General features: G+C 42.9%; 15 protein-coding genes. 4 read left to right on the forward strand and 11 right to left on the reverse strand.

Annotated features, from left to right (window positions below):
• Positions 1–80 precede the first annotated feature (80 nt).
• Complete coding sequence (locus QUB70_RS06775) at positions 81–1,130, forward strand: DUF5895 domain-containing protein (protein WP_332979170.1); 1,050 nt, start codon at positions 81–83, stop codon at positions 1,128–1,130.
• An 18-nt stretch (positions 1,131–1,148) separates the two neighbouring features.
• Here the strand turns inward: QUB70_RS06775 and QUB70_RS06780 are convergent, their stop codons facing one another.
• The 7 genes from QUB70_RS06780 to QUB70_RS06805 form a co-directional block, all read right to left on the reverse strand.
• Positions 1,149–1,790: a hypothetical protein gene (locus QUB70_RS06780; RefSeq protein WP_332979172.1), complete on the reverse strand. Its 642-nt coding sequence runs from the start codon at positions 1,788–1,790 to the stop codon at positions 1,149–1,151.
• A 234-nt stretch (positions 1,791–2,024) separates the two neighbouring features.
• Entirely contained in the window at positions 2,025–4,109 is a 2,085-nt protein-coding gene (locus QUB70_RS06785) for a hypothetical protein (RefSeq protein ID WP_332979174.1), read from the reverse strand.
• Between the two features lie 125 nt (positions 4,110–4,234).
• Positions 4,235–4,297 (reverse strand): hypothetical protein, encoded by a 63-nt coding sequence (locus QUB70_RS32625; RefSeq protein ID WP_442927726.1) that lies wholly within the window; start codon positions 4,295–4,297, stop codon positions 4,235–4,237.
• Complete coding sequence (locus QUB70_RS06790) at positions 4,294–4,512, reverse strand: hypothetical protein (RefSeq protein ID WP_332979175.1); 219 nt, start codon at positions 4,510–4,512, stop codon at positions 4,294–4,296. Before QUB70_RS06790 ends, QUB70_RS32625 begins: the two co-directional genes overlap by 4 nt.
• A gap of 528 nt (positions 4,513–5,040) precedes the next feature.
• Complete coding sequence (locus QUB70_RS06795) at positions 5,041–5,337, reverse strand: type II toxin-antitoxin system RelE/ParE family toxin (protein ID WP_332979177.1); 297 nt, start codon at positions 5,335–5,337, stop codon at positions 5,041–5,043.
• Positions 5,337–5,591, reverse strand: a complete 255-nt coding sequence (locus QUB70_RS06800) for a type II toxin-antitoxin system ParD family antitoxin (RefSeq protein ID WP_332979178.1) — start codon at positions 5,589–5,591, stop codon at positions 5,337–5,339. Before QUB70_RS06800 ends, QUB70_RS06795 begins: the two co-directional genes overlap by 1 nt.
• A 335-nt stretch (positions 5,592–5,926) precedes the next feature.
• On the reverse strand, positions 5,927–6,601 hold the full coding sequence (locus QUB70_RS06805) for a hypothetical protein (protein ID WP_332979179.1): 675 nt from the start codon (positions 6,599–6,601) through the stop codon (positions 5,927–5,929).
• Between the two features lie 814 nt (positions 6,602–7,415).
• Here QUB70_RS06805 and QUB70_RS06810 point away from each other — a divergent pair.
• Positions 7,416–9,353, forward strand: coding sequence for a bifunctional 3'-5' exonuclease/DNA polymerase (locus QUB70_RS06810; RefSeq protein ID WP_332979181.1), 1,938 nt, complete (start codon positions 7,416–7,418; stop codon positions 9,351–9,353).
• 390 nt (positions 9,354–9,743) lie between these two features.
• Here the strand turns inward: QUB70_RS06810 and QUB70_RS06815 are convergent, their stop codons facing one another.
• The 3 genes from QUB70_RS06815 to QUB70_RS06825 form a co-directional block, all read right to left on the reverse strand.
• Positions 9,744–10,577: an IS5 family transposase gene (locus QUB70_RS06815; protein ID WP_332979182.1), complete on the reverse strand. Its 834-nt coding sequence runs from the start codon at positions 10,575–10,577 to the stop codon at positions 9,744–9,746.
• Between the two features lie 319 nt (positions 10,578–10,896).
• Entirely contained in the window at positions 10,897–11,232 is a 336-nt protein-coding gene (locus QUB70_RS06820) for a XisI protein (RefSeq protein WP_332979183.1), read from the reverse strand.
• A gap of 162 nt (positions 11,233–11,394) precedes the next feature.
• On the reverse strand, positions 11,395–13,104 hold the full coding sequence (locus QUB70_RS06825; RefSeq protein WP_332979184.1) for an ATP-binding protein: 1,710 nt from the start codon (positions 13,102–13,104) through the stop codon (positions 11,395–11,397).
• Between the two features lie 161 nt (positions 13,105–13,265).
• Between QUB70_RS06825 and QUB70_RS06830 the strand changes: the two genes are divergently transcribed.
• Together QUB70_RS06830 and QUB70_RS06835 are read left to right on the forward strand one after the other, a co-directional pair.
• A complete protein-coding gene (locus QUB70_RS06830) occupies positions 13,266–13,994 on the forward strand; it encodes a hypothetical protein (RefSeq protein WP_332979185.1) in 729 nt (242 codons plus the stop codon).
• 282 nt (positions 13,995–14,276) lie between these two features.
• On the forward strand, positions 14,277–14,636 hold the full coding sequence (locus QUB70_RS06835; protein WP_332979187.1) for a hypothetical protein: 360 nt from the start codon (positions 14,277–14,279) through the stop codon (positions 14,634–14,636).
• A gap of 122 nt (positions 14,637–14,758) precedes the next feature.
• Here the strand turns inward: QUB70_RS06835 and iscB are convergent, their stop codons facing one another.
• Positions 14,759–16,051, reverse strand: a complete 1,293-nt coding sequence (iscB, locus tag QUB70_RS06840; protein ID WP_332979188.1) for an RNA-guided endonuclease IscB — start codon at positions 16,049–16,051, stop codon at positions 14,759–14,761.
• Between the last annotated feature and the right edge of the window lie 384 nt (positions 16,052–16,435).

Raw genomic sequence — 16,435 nt, forward strand, 5'->3', positions numbered from 1 at the left:
ATATATAGTCCAAATAAAAGTCCATGACAGCAAATGTATTGTTTGTTACATTATACACCATAAAGTCAGGAGAGCCAACAATGGTAAGAAACAATAACGCAAAATCCCCAACAAAGACAGCACACAACTCTCGTGGAAACTCCAACACCCAAAAGAATAAGACTGCTGATTCTTACGAGATAGACCCGGAGCTATTGAACAGTGAGTACAACCAAAGTCGCAAACCCTCTTTGCCCTATGGAATCGTGATTAACGATAACCCAGCAGGTATTTTGCTCCCGGCCGACCAGCTTGCAAAAGCCGAATGGCATACAATGCCTAATCAAGAGGAATTAACCACCGTTGAACTGACTGAACAAGTGACGGGATTGCTGCTGCAAAAACCGAGGATGTTGGTATTAGCTTTTGTGCCTGAGTACATCCGCTACAAAGATATTGAAGAAAATGGACAATTAGCCGGTACTTTTATCGGGTCTTACGACGAATATCGCCATTTATTCGATAAGAAAATGCAGGAAGTTTGCTCAGAACACGCTCTCATCTTTTTAAATGTCAAAAATCAACCCCTACATCAAGTGCCGATTGTCGTGCGTTTCAAGAATGTAGCTCTCTGGAGCTTCAAGAGCGCTAAAGAAGAATTTTACCGCAATTTAGAACGGGTATTTGCTGATTATTTTGGCAAAGATTACAGCGGTAAAAATGATAAATGGCGCTCGTTGGGAGTGTTGAATATCGAGTTTAAAGCTATCAAAGAAGGAGAAGGCAAGAATAAATCTTTTTGCTGCAAGACTCACAGCATTACTCAGCCCAATCAGGCTAATTTTCACAAGCTGTTTCTCGGTCAAAAATTACAAAGAAAATTGATTTGGGGACTGCACAATAACATTGCTGGCTTCATTGACGTTAGCGATGCCGGGTTGCCAAGTCTAGCTGCTGGTGCTGAAGCAGAAGTCCAGGCGTTGCCAAAAAGCGTAACTAACCGCAAAAGTCGAGGTAAATTGTCGCCCCCTCGCAAAATTACACAAATTGAAGGAGGAACAGACTCAGAATTAGAGGAGTTAGATAAATTTTCCGAAGCTACTGAGGTTGACGTTGAAGTTGATTCCGACGAAGATTTTGATTTAGATTGACCAGCCTAATACCAAAGACTAATCACCTTTGAAAAACAGGCTATCAGCAAGTTGATAGGTAAGGCCGTCGTAGCAAAATTGAAGCTGGCGGCGGCCTTCTTTGGAAAGCTGATTCACTCCTAGACAAGGCAAACCCTCGTGCGAGGAAGTGTCAGCCTGAAACAAAGGATTTTTCGGCGGTTTATGGGGGTCGAGATAAGCTGCAAATACTTCTGTTGCCATTTGACTTGAATCATTAGGAATTAAGTAGCCAACATAAAGGCAGCCTTTTGTGCCGCACAGAGCGGAATTATTGAAATCATAAAGGTTCAGCCGCCCTACTGAGCCATTAATTTGCCACACTCGCATTCTTTTAATTGCTTCCGCTACTGCACTTTGCCCAGCAGCCGCTACTTTGAGTTTTGAGAGGCTGCTGTGTTCCTGTACAATTCGGATTAAAGTTTCTTTTGGAGTGACTCGCAAAGCTTCTACCCAAGAAGCCGGTGCCGTTGTTGCTGAGGTAGAAGAACTGCAAGCAATTGTCCCCAACAATAGCGATAGGGCCGTAAAAACTGTCAAACCAATGCGAAACCAATAACCAATTTGATTTAACCAAACCGGAGGCTTGACAATTCTTTGACCGCCGGCTGTCTGTTGTTCTACTCGATTTTCTCGAAGCATTTTTACTCCTTAAATAACAAATTAAGGGCAAGGGAAGGAATTGAAAAGATAGGATACTTGGCTTCAGTAAGCAGTGGCTATCTATTTTGCAGTCAATTTTAATGACTTTCTTGATTTATGAGACAAGATTGCATAAATCTTTGAGTGATCAGTGAACCGCAGATGTAAAGCAGCTCAACACAGCTCAACGCAGATGGATTTCAAGAATAGCGAGCGAATGAATGCAATGCAAGTCTAATGGGAGAGTCTAGCGGTGGCAATAGTAACTAATAACCCCCAGATTAGCATCAGAAAAAATTGCTGATTTCGTTTCTGAAGAAGTCGAACTAAAAACCACATTCCCACCAAAAAAAAGCTGATGAATGGCGCAGCACCGATACTCCAACTAGCATTTAAAGTAATACGCTCGCCCACCGATTTGGTGATACCATTGCTATCCCCCGAATTAGCTCGGCAATTGTCGCTGGCATTGTGGTTGTAAAGCTCTCGGACTTTCTCTCCATACTGTTTGAGCGAATAGCCACCTAAATTATCGGAATAGTTGGCATCAATTTTACTGCCAGAACCCCCAAAGTGTTTCTGCGCTACTCGCTCGATTATGCGATCGCCGCTAAACACCTGTCCAGTTTTCGGATCAATTTCCTGCTGGCTGCTGGTTACGTTCTCAGCCACAGAATTTTGCAAAACTTTATCCTGAACAGCAGGAGGAAAATATTGAAAGAGTTCCTCCGTTGTAGGTTTTTGACCTCTGTTGACTCTCAGGAGGAAGTCAGTCCCCCCAGAAATTGAGCTGACAGTACGCTGCACATCTTCCCGGTAACTCATAAACCGATAGCGACCCAGGGCCCGCCCGCAGTTGTGGCTGCCGGAGCTACAAACAAGCTCGCCAATGGCTTGGTAATCACCACTGCCCGCACTTTCCATATTGGTGATTCCTTCAGAAAGTTTCGCTAACGCCTCCCCTAATGAAGCCACATCCACACCGCTAACGTAAGTCGCAGGGCGCGCGCACTCTCGCTTCGATTCAGGTACAGGCTGAGTTGGTAAAGCGTTTTCTTTAGCTTGATTGGAACTCAGTGGCTTTGAAGGTTTTGTTTCAGAGGCGACGCCTTTTGAGCGAGAAATACTGTTAGAAGAACCGCCCTCCAATCGACCGACAAACATAGGCGAATTAACGCTGTAACTGAGAAACGGAACTGGGCCAATAATGTAAGGCGATTTGCCGCAGGGCAAACTAAACCTGAAGTACAGAGCCGTGTCAACAGTATCGCTGGTTTCTGACGGCTCCATTACGACTACTTTAAACACTTCCCCAAAAGGATGTCTGCCCGTCGGTTCCCAACCAGTCAAACAGCCAGAACCACCTCGCACTTCCTGATATTTGCCGCTAATCCACTGCTTGCCTTCTAGCGGCCCTGTGGCGCGGCGACCGGCGTTTTCCATGTCGTCGAGTTCGATATAAGCGCAATCTTTCTCGCAGGCTACCGCAAATCCTTCTACATCAGAACCGGAAATTGTGTTATTGCGTTTGCTCTCGTACCGACTGTAAATCATGTCAATTCGCATGACTGTGCTCCCAATGGACGCAATAGGAACAGGGAAACTCGAAAGCGGGACTTGATTGAGCCGCGGAATATTGCTGATGAGTTCCTCTGACCAGCCCGAGAACTGTTCTAAATTTACGCTATTAAGGTTGGGGATTTGTGCGATCGCAAACTCAGATAGGTCAATTTGGTTAAGTTTTGCCTGCGCTAGTTGCGGTACTTGTTTTACAGCTTGACCAATTGGTAATTGGTTGATGTTAGGGTTCACTCCGGCTATTTGAGAAGATAAAGAAGCAATTGGAGGAACATCACTCAATTGAAATTGACCCAAATTCGGAACAATTTCAGCCAAGTGACCGACAGTTTGCTTACCAGCTAAGGGAAATACTGACAAGCTGATATTCTCTAAATTGATATCCCCTAGTGCCAATTGTTCAATTGCTTGCAAAGAAAGAATTTCAGCTTTTAGATCGTTAATGTCCCCCAGCTTTAAGATTTGGTCAACAAAAGTGCCAGCTTGCCAGCTTCGGCCGCCAGAACTTCCAGAACTAGCAACTGCTGGCAGGGAACTCAAGGTAATCTGATTCAAATCTGGTAACAAAACCCTAGATTGTTCTTTTTCCCAGATTTTAGTAGGTAAGGGACTGGCGCTAGCAATTGATGCAAAGCTTAGGAAAGTAGCGCCGATGAAAGCAAAAAGTAGGCAGAGTGTACTGGCAGCTATTAAAGCAGATCCTACCTGGCTTGATTTGTTGAACTCCTTTGTACTGTTCATAAAAATCCTACGTTAACTAAACTTGGGGTAAAAAATCTGCTCTATTTTTAATGGTTTTGCCAAGATATATACTGGTTTTAAAACATCACAAAAAATAGAGCAGCATCTTAGAAATAACCCGTCATCTAAATCTGCCTATCCTTATCCTTTCCCTCTCCACATCTTCCCTCTCTGTTTTTTTTACTCAAAGCTCCAGCTCAAACTGTGGATTTGAGCGGACTGCTGAATCTGTCCAAGGAGTATCTGCTAGGTTGGACAAGTCATAGATGTTTTCCTGGTAAGCGTCGTCAAAATTACCTTGACGAACTTCCTTTGATGGCGAATAACCGACCGTCAAATCTGGTTCCGATTCGTAACCGGAGTTGATGTAGCCAGAATTAGGTTCGAGCGAAGAATTGTGCATAGTTTTTCTTAGTTCGCGTGGTGAACAATTCCAATTTAAATCGCATCGAGTTCCTGCAACTTCATCCCGGTGAGCGATTTCGTTCAGTAAAAATTACCCCCTCTAAATGGAGGGGGCAGCTTTATGAAGGTTGCCTAACGGCTCTCAGCACTGGGCAATGCTACAAAACTTGTAAAAATATCTTTTAAGAGAAGTGATATCAATTCCGGTTGCATCGGTATTGTTGCCGAAATTAGGAGACGGCTCTTGGAGTGTCCCTACAATATTATTTTGGGTAGGGACACTCCAAGAGCCTTGGACTCTATATCATAAGGAGTGCAACCGGAATTGATATGACAAAGTGCGATCGCGCACTAAATTCTCTTGTTTGATAGTTATCGCGGTGTAATAGGTAGAATTCTCACCCGAGAGCGCGTTTCATCTACTAAAATTAAGGCTCCCGACTCAATTTTTGACTCGAATTTACGCAACCAAACTCTCTATATTGGCAGGCAGTACGTCTTGAATACGCACTTGAATTACAAGGAGTTAGCCGCGACTGAAAATGTCTTCAATATCCCGTGAACCATGCAGAACACGAATTACATCTATTCCATTTTCAATTTCCCGGTAGAACACTACATAGTTGCCAATCGGAAAGCTTTGCAACCCAGTTAACAGTTCCTCACGCCTTCTGCCCAATCCTGGATTACCTGCCAAGGTTTGCAATTTTCCCTCAACCCGATCTAAAAACTCATCAGCCCGATCAATACTGTCATCAGCGATGTAGTCCCAAATATCCAGCAAATCCAGTTCAGCGCGCGGGCGTTTAACGATCGTGGCCATTACTGCGGTTTCCTCCGCCGACGCTGCCGCGCTTTTGCCTTGATTGCTGGCATATCTAAGGAAGTTGCCTCACCGCTGTCTAGCCCTAGCTGAATCTCCTCCCGCAATTCCAGCAAGCGAGTTTGCTGGAATTGTTCCCGTTCTCTCAGCAGGCGCAACCCTTCACGGATCACCTCGCTGGCAGAATAATATAGTCCGCTTGAGACTTTCTCTTGGACATACTGCTCTAACTCCGGTGTCAAAGACACGTTCATGCCTGAGTCCTCCTGTAATTTGGGCTATTCCATTTTCGTTTTAATAACAGGGAATAGCAATTGTTGTTATTATTGTACTAACAACTCGCTCTTGTGTACAAGCGAGTTGAGCAATTGATAAAGTAACTCTCGCGATCGATCGAAATAAACTAATCATGCCCCAAGTGGGTTTCCAACTAAGCCGATAAAAATCAAAACAGTCAATTACAAGCCTGTAAAAATGTCTCTTCAGAGGGAGTAGGGACTAAAAGCTAAAGAATTCCCATACTTAAAAGACGGGATATGACGCAGCTTGGGGTGCGTTCAAAGCTACCGAATTATTCCAGCAAATTTTATTAATAATTGTTCATCAAGTCCAAGGAAATCACTTGGTTGGATGCGAGAACACCTCCGACTTTTATTACTTGCAGCTCTTCGGTTTCGTGGGGATATTGTGCTTTAACTTGGGCTATTGCTGCATCTAAACTAGATGCCTGAGCAATATACACTTTTTCAAGAGCACTTAGTACCCAAATAGGGTTGGGCCACTTATGTCGAGGTTGGAGAATTGAATAGTGAATCACTTGATGAGTATGCTGAACAATTTGCTCGATAGCAGTTTCCGAACAAAACTCCCCCAATTCAGACTCAATACATTGTTTGAGTTCCTTCGCAGGAATATGCTCTACAACTGATTCTAAGAGCTTTATTTCCTGTCTTTGATGCTCTAATCGAGTGTGTTTCTGGACGACTAATGACTCTACAAAGTGACTCACTTGGTTGATGATTGAGTCAAAATCTAGCTCCATCAATAAATTACCTAAATATTCCCTTAACAAATTTCTTAGCTTCTCATCAGAGATATTGATACCGCAGGTTTTTAGATAAACTGAAGGTTTATTGCCCAAATCCCGACCGCAGCCAACTTCTCCATTAGCTGCATCTTCGGCTTCTATTAGTTCCATTAAGCGCGGATAATGGGTTGTATCATCTATTGTAGATTGGGGCTGGAAAAGAATTGAGTTATTCATGATTTTTGTTTAAATGTTTCTCAGTAACGGATGTCAAGATGGCATCAACCACCTGTCGATCTCGAACTCGAAGAAGCTGGATAGGGCGATTCAATTGCAAAACCTAATTCGACAATTACATTATAGTCTAATACGGTTCAGCTAAGAATAATCAGTATCCTAAACTATGCCTGTAGTTTTAGTAGATTCGTGAGATTAAACTCGTCTTAAAACGTTTAACTAACGTTAAATTAACCGTATTGCATTAGACAAAATTGCATAAATCTTGGATTGATAGAGCAACCGCTCCTTCAAGGCAGATCGACGCAGATTAACGCAGATAATTTCAAGATTGTTTGCGTTTTTTGCAAGGGGTCTATTATAGTCATAAATTTTGAATATAAATTCAACTATTTGCCACCCACCTCCCTGTAAAAATCTTTTTTTAAATCTAATCGTTCCGAATTAAAATCGCACTTAACAGTGTTGTATCGGTGAAGTTCACACATTTGAGTTCACCGTTATGAAAAAACTGATTGCTATCGCTATAACAAGCCTGTTGCTGTTAGTGACAACAGACGCTAACGCAGCCGTTTGTAAAAAGATTACAGATGGCAAACCAGGCTGCGACCTTTTAGACGGCAGTTGGGATAGCCAAAACAACTGTTGCCGACTTTAAAGGTTGCCAACTTTTTAAATCAAAATCAGGGTTGACCTGGTTTTTTTTAGACCAACCGCCATCCTTTATGTTTTTGACTTTACTCCTCAACTCCAAGACTTAAGTTGATTTGGAAAAAACTGACTCATAACTCCCCCACTTTCCTAAAGAAAATCCATGAATAACAAGCTGCGTAATGTCCGAGACATTATCAAATATTACTCAAACCCCCGTGTCGATCGAGATACTCCAGACTCTTTCTATTCTTGGGAAGAAACCCAAGTAATGATGACCAATATAATAACTAATAATGCTCCTAATAAATGTACTAAAAGCCTATGGAAAAATTTGATCAAACCTGCATACGAACTGATAGATAATGCAGCAGACTTGAAAATAGCCCTCAAGCCTTTTGAAGAAGCAAAAATTATCGGTATTGACTGCGAAACTGCTTTGGGAACTGACCCGTACCGAGCCAAAGTTTGCCTAGTACAGTTAGCAATTCCCGATCGCCCAGTCGCAGTCATCGATATCAGGGCGATCGCACCCGCCGACCTCCACCCCTTGCGTGCCCTATTAGCCGGAGAATCCCTGAAAATAGGTCACAACCTCAAATTTGAATGGATGATGCTAACTCAAGCTGGATTGCCCCCCAGCCGTCCCTTTTTCGATACCTATCTGGCGTACCGAGTACTCGTTGCTGGACTAAAACGCAATTTATCGTTAGAAGCTGTAGCCGACCAACTACTCGGCGTCAAGCTAGATAAAACGCTGCAAACAAGCGACTGGGGTGGAACGCTGACATCGCCTCAACTGCAATATGCCGCTACCGATGCTGCAATTTTATTGCCCTTGCGAGAAACGCTCAAACAAAAACTGAAAGCTTCAAAACTTTGGGAAATTGCAAAATTGGAGTTTGCTTGTTTGCCTGCGGTAGCTTCTATGGAACTAAATGGAATGCTACTAGATAGAGAACAGTGGAAAGTTCTTGGCAACAAACTTTGTCAAACTCGCGACTTGCTTTTAACCCAAATTAATTCGCAATTGCATCGACCTAACCCTCACCAACAACTCTCCCTGCTTCCCGAATTTACAGAAACCATTAATCCCCGCTCTCCAAAACAAGTTTTAGCAGCCCTTCAATCTACTGGTATTCCTGTTAATTCCACCACTACTCAGACATTAATTTGCTTTGCTGACAAACATCCCGTAATTCAAGCTTTGCTCGACTACCGCAGCGTGTCAACTCGAATCAGCACATTTGTTGAAGGTTTGCCCCATCACATTCACCCCATTACTGGAAGAATTCATCCGAATTGGTTTCAGATTGGAGCGAGGTCTGGTAGGTTTAGCTGTCGCCAACCGAATTTAACTAATATTCCTAGAGATGGGGAAACTAGGCAGTGTTTTATCACAGCACCAGGTTGTGTACTACTCAAAGCCGATTACAGCCAAATTGAGTTAAGAATCATGGCTAAGGTTTCGGGCGATCGCACAATGGGGGCTGCCTACTCTCAAAGTGAAGATTTACACAAACTTACGGCTTCTTTAGTGCTTGACAAACCATTGATTGACATCACCTCAGATGATAGACAGCTTGGCAAAATCATTAATTTTGGTTTAATTTACGGCATGGGAGTCAACAAATTCAAGAACATGGCTCAGTCCGAATACGGAGTAATTTTAACTCTGGAAAAAGCCTCGCTGTTCCGCAAAAAGTTTTTTAACTCCTATTCAGGCATTAAACAGTTTCATGCAGCCATTCGCCGACAGTGGCAGAAAGGGATTAGAGAAAGTCGCACAATGGCTGGCCGACGGCGACTTTGGTCTAAAGAATCTAAACCGCTGCTTAATGAAATGCTGAATCACCCGATTCAAGGGCTGAGTGCTGACATTACTAAATTAGCATTAGCGAAACTTTTTGCACCTTTGAAACGAACAGGAGCTAAACTTATTTGTGTCGTTCACGATGAAATTTTGTTAGAGTGTCCAATTGCTGAAATTGAGCAAGTAAAAACTTTACTTGATAGCTGTATGGTGTCAGCCGGCGACAATTTTTTATCGCCCATTCCTTGCGAAGTAGAAATCAAGGTTCTGACAAGTTGGGGCGGTTAATGTTTGTTTCTTAATTAAAATCTTGTTTCGGCGCGTTCTACAATTAAATCTACGACAAGTTTTAAGGCATCGCGGTGCTGCAAAATACTCGCGGCTGGGGTGACGGTGGTCATGTGGTGGTGTCCGAAACGAGGGATAGCAACAGTTACATCGGTAGAACTTACGCACGGATGGCCAGAAACCGGGTTTTTTGCGAAAATTCTTCCCTGTTATCCACAGATTATGATGTAAAAACCCGGTTTCTTTGGTCTTGATGCGTAAGTCCCGATCGGCTAATTCTCGATCGACTGCGCGGAAAAAAGGCGTGATGCTGCTGGCTGCGACGGCCGGGTAAAACGTGGTGTGCCGCGTGTGGTTGATTAGACCTCTTGCGAAAGTCTCAGGCGATGGCTAATTTGTCTTCAAAGAAAGTTCATAATTATAAATACCTGCGATCAAATTAAATCTTAATCCGAAGCGTCTTCTTCGATTCCGATATCTTGATGACAGTATTCTAAATATATTTAAACTTCGATGTATGTTTTCAATGATAATTCTGGATTTTGCTAGTTGCCGATTGAAAAATTTTTCGGCTTGACTCAGTTTTTTGTTGGGGGGTTTTTTGAGCGGTATTCTACTATTAGCATGAATCTTTTTGATTCCTTGATAACCTTTATCACCTAGCAATTCAACGTTTTGATTCATCCCGATCTTGCTTTTTTTAAACAAACTAAAATCATGCGTTTTCCCGTTACCAAAAGCTGTACATATTATTTCGGCACTTTTTTTGTTGGCTAAAACTTGCGATTTTATTGTATGATATTTTTGCTTGCCACTATAATATTTTTTTTGCTTTTTTTGGGGACGCTCTATTTCATGCTCTGACACATCCACCGCTACAGTTTCTATCTCATTTTTACTTTGATAAAAAATCTTTTTGCCAGGTAAATTAAATAAACCTGAATTTATTAAAGCTTTCTCAGTTCTAATTACAATTCGATAAACATTTGATTCATTAATACCCCATTTAATTCCTAGATGAAAAAAAGTAGGATATTCTCGCAAATAGGATAATGTCATTAAAATTTGGTCTTCTGGGCACAATTTACTTGGTCTGCCTGATTTTTTTTGAAATACTTTTTCCGCTTTGACTATTTTTACCATTTCTTTGAATGTTTCTTGATGTACTCCACAGTAGCGTTTAAAGTCTTTGGGGGTTGACTTTTGTAATTGTTCGTAATTCATATTAGGGGAGCTAATTTTTTCTTTTATTTTACTAGAGCGCTTGCACTTTCGCAAGAGGTCTATTCTAGCGATCGCGCTTGCTGGTGGATGTTCAGTGGGGCGATCGCAAAAGAGGCCTATTTTCGTCTCGCCATCTACGCGGTCTTTTTCATATCAAGGTAGGGCTAATCGGTCTTTAATGGCGGCTACATCGCCACGCCGATAGGGACACGGTTTGGCGGTTCTAAGGGTTCGCAACTAATGCAGGCGATCGGCTAAAACTTCCTCTCAAAACTTAGGTAAAAAAAGTTAGGGTTTGAATGTGATTTTTTAGCTTTATTTAACAGACCGCGAAATCTGTATGTTGTCTAATTTCCGGGGGGTGAAATGCCAGTACAATGTCACTTTTTGGAACACCAGCAGCCAACAAATCAGTGGCTATTCCGTCTTCTGTTCCATCTCTTTGAATCCAGATTTTACCATTAATAATTTCAAGGTGAACAATGCAGCCATGATTTCGCACATCTTTTTCCCAGCCTATTGTCAGCACTAAATAATCATTGGAGTCTTTGCTGATAATGAGTTTTGATTCAAGGTTGTTGTAAGTATAGGGAATTTCTGCATATTCACTTAAAATTTTTTCAATAATTAGTCGGTAGTTATCTACTTTATCCATTGTACGATTTCCTCTTTTCATTTAATCCGTTAATTGGCAATAAGATTTGCATCTATAGCAATCCTAAATGATTTGTGGGACGTTGCTCCGAGCAGCGTCCAGGATTGACACCAGAACCATGCTCATAACTGACATTCATGATTGCTTGCTGCTTGCTATAAATTAAACAGCGTCATCTTCGCTCAAATCGTAAGTAGGGGGCTTATATTCAAACAGTTCTTGTTCGCCCTCCGCAAACCTGGAAGTGTCGGAACTGGCTGTGGGACGAGCATAACTAGCTTTGTTCCGAATCCCCTGGATATCTTCAGAAGAACGCTCAGACGATAGCACAAACTGAGTTCTCTGATAACGCAAATGGGCTAATTCAATTTTACCAGGTCGCCCTTCACAATAAGCTCGCTGGGCACAGCGTTTAACTGCGATCGCAATTTCAGCACTCGTTGCTCCCGCATAATCAGATAGTAGTGAATACCACTGCCTGTCGCTCCAAAGATTCTCTTTTCCTTCCCCAAACTGCTCTGGGAAATACTTAGCTAAGTGCAAATTGAAAATCTCATAGCGAGCGCCGCTGTGTGGCAAATCCACAAACCAGATTCCGCCGTCGTCAAATCTGCGGATAAGTTCAGCCGGCAGCATTTCTAAGCGGTTTACAGTAGCTAACATTAACACGGGGCTTTCATGCTCCTGCATCCATGTGAGCAATTTCTGCGACAGCCGCCTAGCTACACCGCCATCAGCATTTGATTCCCAGCCAGAAAAACCCTTGTCAAAATCGTCAAAAAACAGCACGCAGCCGCCCAAATTATCGGCTGTATCCAGCATTTTGTTGAGAGCGCGATCTGGATTAGAGGAACCTAGAATATTGCCCCAACTTGCTGCTAAAAGCGCATAACCTAGCTTCTTAGCAGCTAGCTTTGCACTCAAACTTTTGCCCGTCCCCGGCGGCCCCCACAGCAGCATTCCTTTGGGAGGTCTGAGGTGATATTTCTTGGCATCAGCTTCTGACAGCTTTACGACCTCGTTCAAATAAGCATCTAATAAATCTAAACCGCCAGCATGAGGCACGTCTGGAGAAGCAATGAACTCCAACCCCTGGTCTCGAAGTTGCGATATTTTATGCTCCAATACCAACTCTGCGATTTGGACAACTGAAGCGGTCACAGAGAGCGATCGATCTAACACTAATTCAATTTCAGCAGTTGGCAGCCCTAGACTAGAAACAGCCAGCCGTTTTTTAGCAGCTACCGGATCTAAACCAAAATCAAGGGAACAATTGCGATCGCAAAAATTATCTACAAGAACTTCGACTTCAAAACGATCGGGTAACGGACATTTGAGTAGAGGAATTAATGGACTTAGCTTTGATGGCAATTGGATGTACTCGCTCAGCAGTACCCAATATTGGTCTGCTGAACGCCCTTTCAACTCAAAGAATGCGTTAGCTAATTGAGAATAACGGCGGATAAGAGACTGTTCGCTACTCTCTGACTCCAAAATGTCCTCTAACAAAAAGATACCGGGGCAGTCATTTTCCAGCAGAAATTGCAGGACATCACTCTCGACAGATAGCTCAGTTTTGCATAAGACGCATTCACTGTTATACGTTTCAGATATTTCGGAAACGCTTGCCCTATCTGAATGACAACCTAAATTCGGGAGATGTTTATCCAAATTCGGGAGATGTTTATCCAAACACCGCACCTTTTGAAGAGTTGCATAGCCAGGATTCCAATAATAAACAGGTAAACAACACTCACTGGCGTACTGATGAAATGATGACAATATTTTTTGGCGATCGGCACTGTAATATTCAAGGGCAACTATGGGAGTTTGAATGACTCTTAACTTAGACCAAGTATTGAAAAATTTCATGAGTTGATACAACTAAATAGACGACGTTTTACATAATAATTTAACTAAGGTAATTAAAATTTAACTTCCTGCTAATGAGCGAAATACCCCCCTCAACTGGAGGGGGTAATTGTGCCTAACGGCACTCATAAATTGATGTTATGTAAGTTAAATTGTCAATCATGGCCACAACTAAAAAACAAACCGCAGCCACTCCAAATCGCTCTCAGTCACCAGTGCCTGCTAAATCAAAACCGCCTGAAAAGCAGAACATTCAAACAGTCGGCAGTAACAATGGAGCCAAATCTAAACCTCAACCTAATCTCAGCCCGGAGCAACTTGCTGGCGAGCTAGTCAAACAGATTCGGAATACAATTCATAAGAAGTACGGTGTGACAATTCAGCGTCGCGATAGCCGTATTTCGACAAAGGTGGGCCACGCAATTCGCGAAAAACTGGGATTGGATATTCAAGCTCAGTTGAATAAGCGCAACGGTAATGGCAATGGTAAAAAGTTCGACTGGCAAGAGTGGAACAATACTGTGTTTCCTAAGCTAGTTGGCCGACCCGATGAACTCAAGTATGATGTCGAAGTTGTTGCCTTAGCGATGAGCCAACTTTACGATACAATTGCTGACAACCCACAAGCTGCCATTGCCGATTTAATGGAGTTCAATGCTCAAAGCTTAAAGCGTCGCAACGAGTTAGCTAAATCCTCTGAAGAAGATACTGAAGAACTCGATGACGACGACGAACTCGATGATGAAGATGATGAAATTGATGACATACTCGATGAAATTGATGAGGATGACGAAGACGAGGAAGGCGATGAGGAAGGCGATGAGGATGACGATGATGAGGATGATTTTAGTCTAGACGAAGACGAGGAATTTGAGGAAGACGACGAATAATTGCTAAAGTTTGATTGGAAAGCTCTGCTGAAAAAGCAGAGCATTTTTTTGCCTCTATCGAGGCCTTTTCCACGAATTGCGATCCTGGGTAATGATTGTCGCCACCGTCCGAATCAGGACGCTCTGGGAAGCAGACCCAACAAATTCACAATCAAGGAAATTTTGACCTTGGTTGTGAGTTTAATTTTACCCACCCACCCACCACTAATTTTTTTGAATTAATTGTAATTAGCGAACTGTCGTCGCTTTAGTTGTGAAGAAAAAACACAAGGAGTGTTAATCATGGCTAATCGCAAATCCGCTCCAACTCCGATGCAAAAGCAATTTGCAGAAACTCTTGAAGAACAACGATTCGAGATGTTTTTGCACGTTGCCCGCGAGTTAACGGGACGTGCCAAACAACGACAGTTGCAGAAAGGTAAAGCTCTTGACTGGGAAGCGTTCAATACTTGGTTTAACAAGCAATATGAAGGCTCCTCGGCTGACGAGATACTTGAAGAAATATTGAGCAACGTTTACTGGCTTTCATCTGAGCAAGCAGTGATTGACTTGCACTTCCGTTATATCGAATCGGCAGTCAAAGCTTCTCATAAGAAAAAGGTAACTGACGATAATGAAGAGATTGATGATTTTGTCAAGTAATCAATGACGACCCCCGATAAAGGGGATAAAATCCTGCTTGGAGCAGGATTTTATTGGCCCGCCCACCCACCGCATCAGTTCCGTGTGCGATATTTGCGATCGCTACGCCTCTAATTGCCGATTTACTGGACGCAAGTGGACAATGTATACGTATAACCATCATTATGGTGAATTGCCCTACAGTATTTGTGACGTACTGGGCTAACTTTTCCCGTTGGTGAAATCATCTCAAAAACTCCACTCGCTCGAACAATTAGCCTGCCTCTATGAGTACCCGCAAATTTTCCTGTAGGCAGAGTTGCTTGTACCATGTCGCCAGTTTTAAAGCCGAAAAATTCCTTGCACCGTGTCTTGTGTCTGATTGGGAAGCCATATTTATTTGGCTGGCAGATCTGACGGCTGCCCCATCCTGAAGCTTGAATTAACAAAGGCCCGGCAGTCAAAATTTTTAATTGGGACACGAGTCCCACACAAGCTGCATCTAACCAATGAGTTTTTGGTAATTCCAATCGAGTACGATTGTATTTGGTCTGACCGCCTGTTCCGATTTCAACTGGTAATGATGTTTCTTTCAGTCTGTTAAAGAGTTGCCAGCGGGTGCTATTGACTGCTGCTGCATCTTTCAATGGTTGTTTGGCTTGTTTTGCGATTCGATCGAACAACTCAGGTTGCTGTGCTAAGAAATCTTTAAGCTCCTGATTTCCCTTGGCTTCGTTGCAGTGACGGCAAGCAATTGTGAGATTTGAAACTCGGGAACTTCCGCCTTTCGATCGGGGGTGGATATGCTCAATTTCTAATGGGATATTTTGGGCGTTGCAATAAGCACATTTTCGACCCCATTTTTCTAGTAAATATTCTCTGATTTCGTAGCCTGCTAGTTCTCCTTGTTGGTACTGGATGCCTGAGATTTCTGGGTTTTGCATCGCCTGAGTGTCAAATTTCACTAACTCTTGAGATATTCCTGTAATTGGAACGTATCTGCGTATGCGGTTGACCCAAGTCAGAATATTTTCTACTCTTGATTCTAGACTGGGTGGCAACCATCCTAATTTTCGCGTCCGGTTTAAAAACCGGGGTTGTCGATACCTGGTTTTGCGGTTTCTCCGGTGACTGCGCAGGGCGCGACGCGATGCTAAATCGTGCTTAATTTGTTGTCCCCTGTGGGTTAATTCAGCACCCCAGATTACTTTGTCGTCTCGGACAATTGCTAATCCACTAACTTTGGCACCCGGATCGATTTTTAATTGATGGGGTTGTACTTGGGGAGCGGATACTGTGTATTTGAGTACGATCGTCAAGGGGTAACGTCGATAAATAGCAGCTTTTTGGAGTTTTAACAATCGCCTTGCTTGTCCCGGTGGTACTGGGTTAAGCGGTTGTCCATTGGTATCGACAACAAAGACAAAATTAGACATGGATGTCCTCCCTTGCGGGGTAATGTTTTCCTCGCCAATGTTTTGAGGGCTTGTTATGCCAATCGCACTTCCTTAACCAAATAGGGATGTTTAACTATTGACGACAGGGCTACAAGCTGGAAAGCACCTGTAGGTGTCATGACCCTCGAAACGTAGTTTGTAACTGAGGCTGGCTATCTCTCCAGCGTTGGAAGTGGTTGTCCACTCTTGTCTGCTGTTTGGTGGATAGCATTCTCAGAAGGCTTTAGTTAATAGAACTTACGCAGTAATAGCCTAATTATGTCATTCTGAGTCCTTCAAGCAGTTTACCACGAGCGTAGCGAAGGTTCCGCAAGTAATGCGAAGAATCTCAAACTCTTGCCACACCATTACAAAGCCTAAGCC

The sequence above is a fragment of the Microcoleus sp. A003_D6 genome, from assembly GCF_036702825.1.
In the GTDB taxonomy this organism is placed as follows: Bacteria; Cyanobacteriota; Cyanobacteriia; order Cyanobacteriales; family Microcoleaceae; genus Microcoleus.

Coding starts and splice junctions, on each gene's coding strand:
- QUB70_RS06775 (WP_332979170.1), top strand. CDS start 81: ATGGTAAGAAACAATAACGCAAAATCCCCAACAAAGACAGCACACAAC.
- QUB70_RS06780 (WP_332979172.1), bottom strand. CDS start 1,790: ATGCTTCGAGAAAATCGAGTAGAACAACAGACAGCCGGCGGTCAAAGA.
- QUB70_RS06785 (WP_332979174.1), bottom strand. CDS start 4,109: ATGAACAGTACAAAGGAGTTCAACAAATCAAGCCAGGTAGGATCTGCT.
- QUB70_RS06790 (WP_332979175.1), bottom strand. CDS start 4,512: ATGCACAATTCTTCGCTCGAACCTAATTCTGGCTACATCAACTCCGGT.
- QUB70_RS06795 (WP_332979177.1), bottom strand. CDS start 5,337: ATGGCCACGATCGTTAAACGCCCGCGCGCTGAACTGGATTTGCTGGAT.
- QUB70_RS06800 (WP_332979178.1), bottom strand. CDS start 5,591: ATGAACGTGTCTTTGACACCGGAGTTAGAGCAGTATGTCCAAGAGAAA.
- QUB70_RS06805 (WP_332979179.1), bottom strand. CDS start 6,601: ATGAATAACTCAATTCTTTTCCAGCCCCAATCTACAATAGATGATACA.
- QUB70_RS06810 (WP_332979181.1), top strand. CDS start 7,416: ATGAATAACAAGCTGCGTAATGTCCGAGACATTATCAAATATTACTCA.
- QUB70_RS06815 (WP_332979182.1), bottom strand. CDS start 10,577: ATGAATTACGAACAATTACAAAAGTCAACCCCCAAAGACTTTAAACGC.
- QUB70_RS06820 (WP_332979183.1), bottom strand. CDS start 11,232: ATGGATAAAGTAGATAACTACCGACTAATTATTGAAAAAATTTTAAGT.
- QUB70_RS06825 (WP_332979184.1), bottom strand. CDS start 13,104: ATGAAATTTTTCAATACTTGGTCTAAGTTAAGAGTCATTCAAACTCCC.
- QUB70_RS06830 (WP_332979185.1), top strand. CDS start 13,266: ATGGCCACAACTAAAAAACAAACCGCAGCCACTCCAAATCGCTCTCAG.
- QUB70_RS06835 (WP_332979187.1), top strand. CDS start 14,277: ATGGCTAATCGCAAATCCGCTCCAACTCCGATGCAAAAGCAATTTGCA.
- iscB (WP_332979188.1), bottom strand. CDS start 16,051: ATGTCTAATTTTGTCTTTGTTGTCGATACCAATGGACAACCGCTTAAC.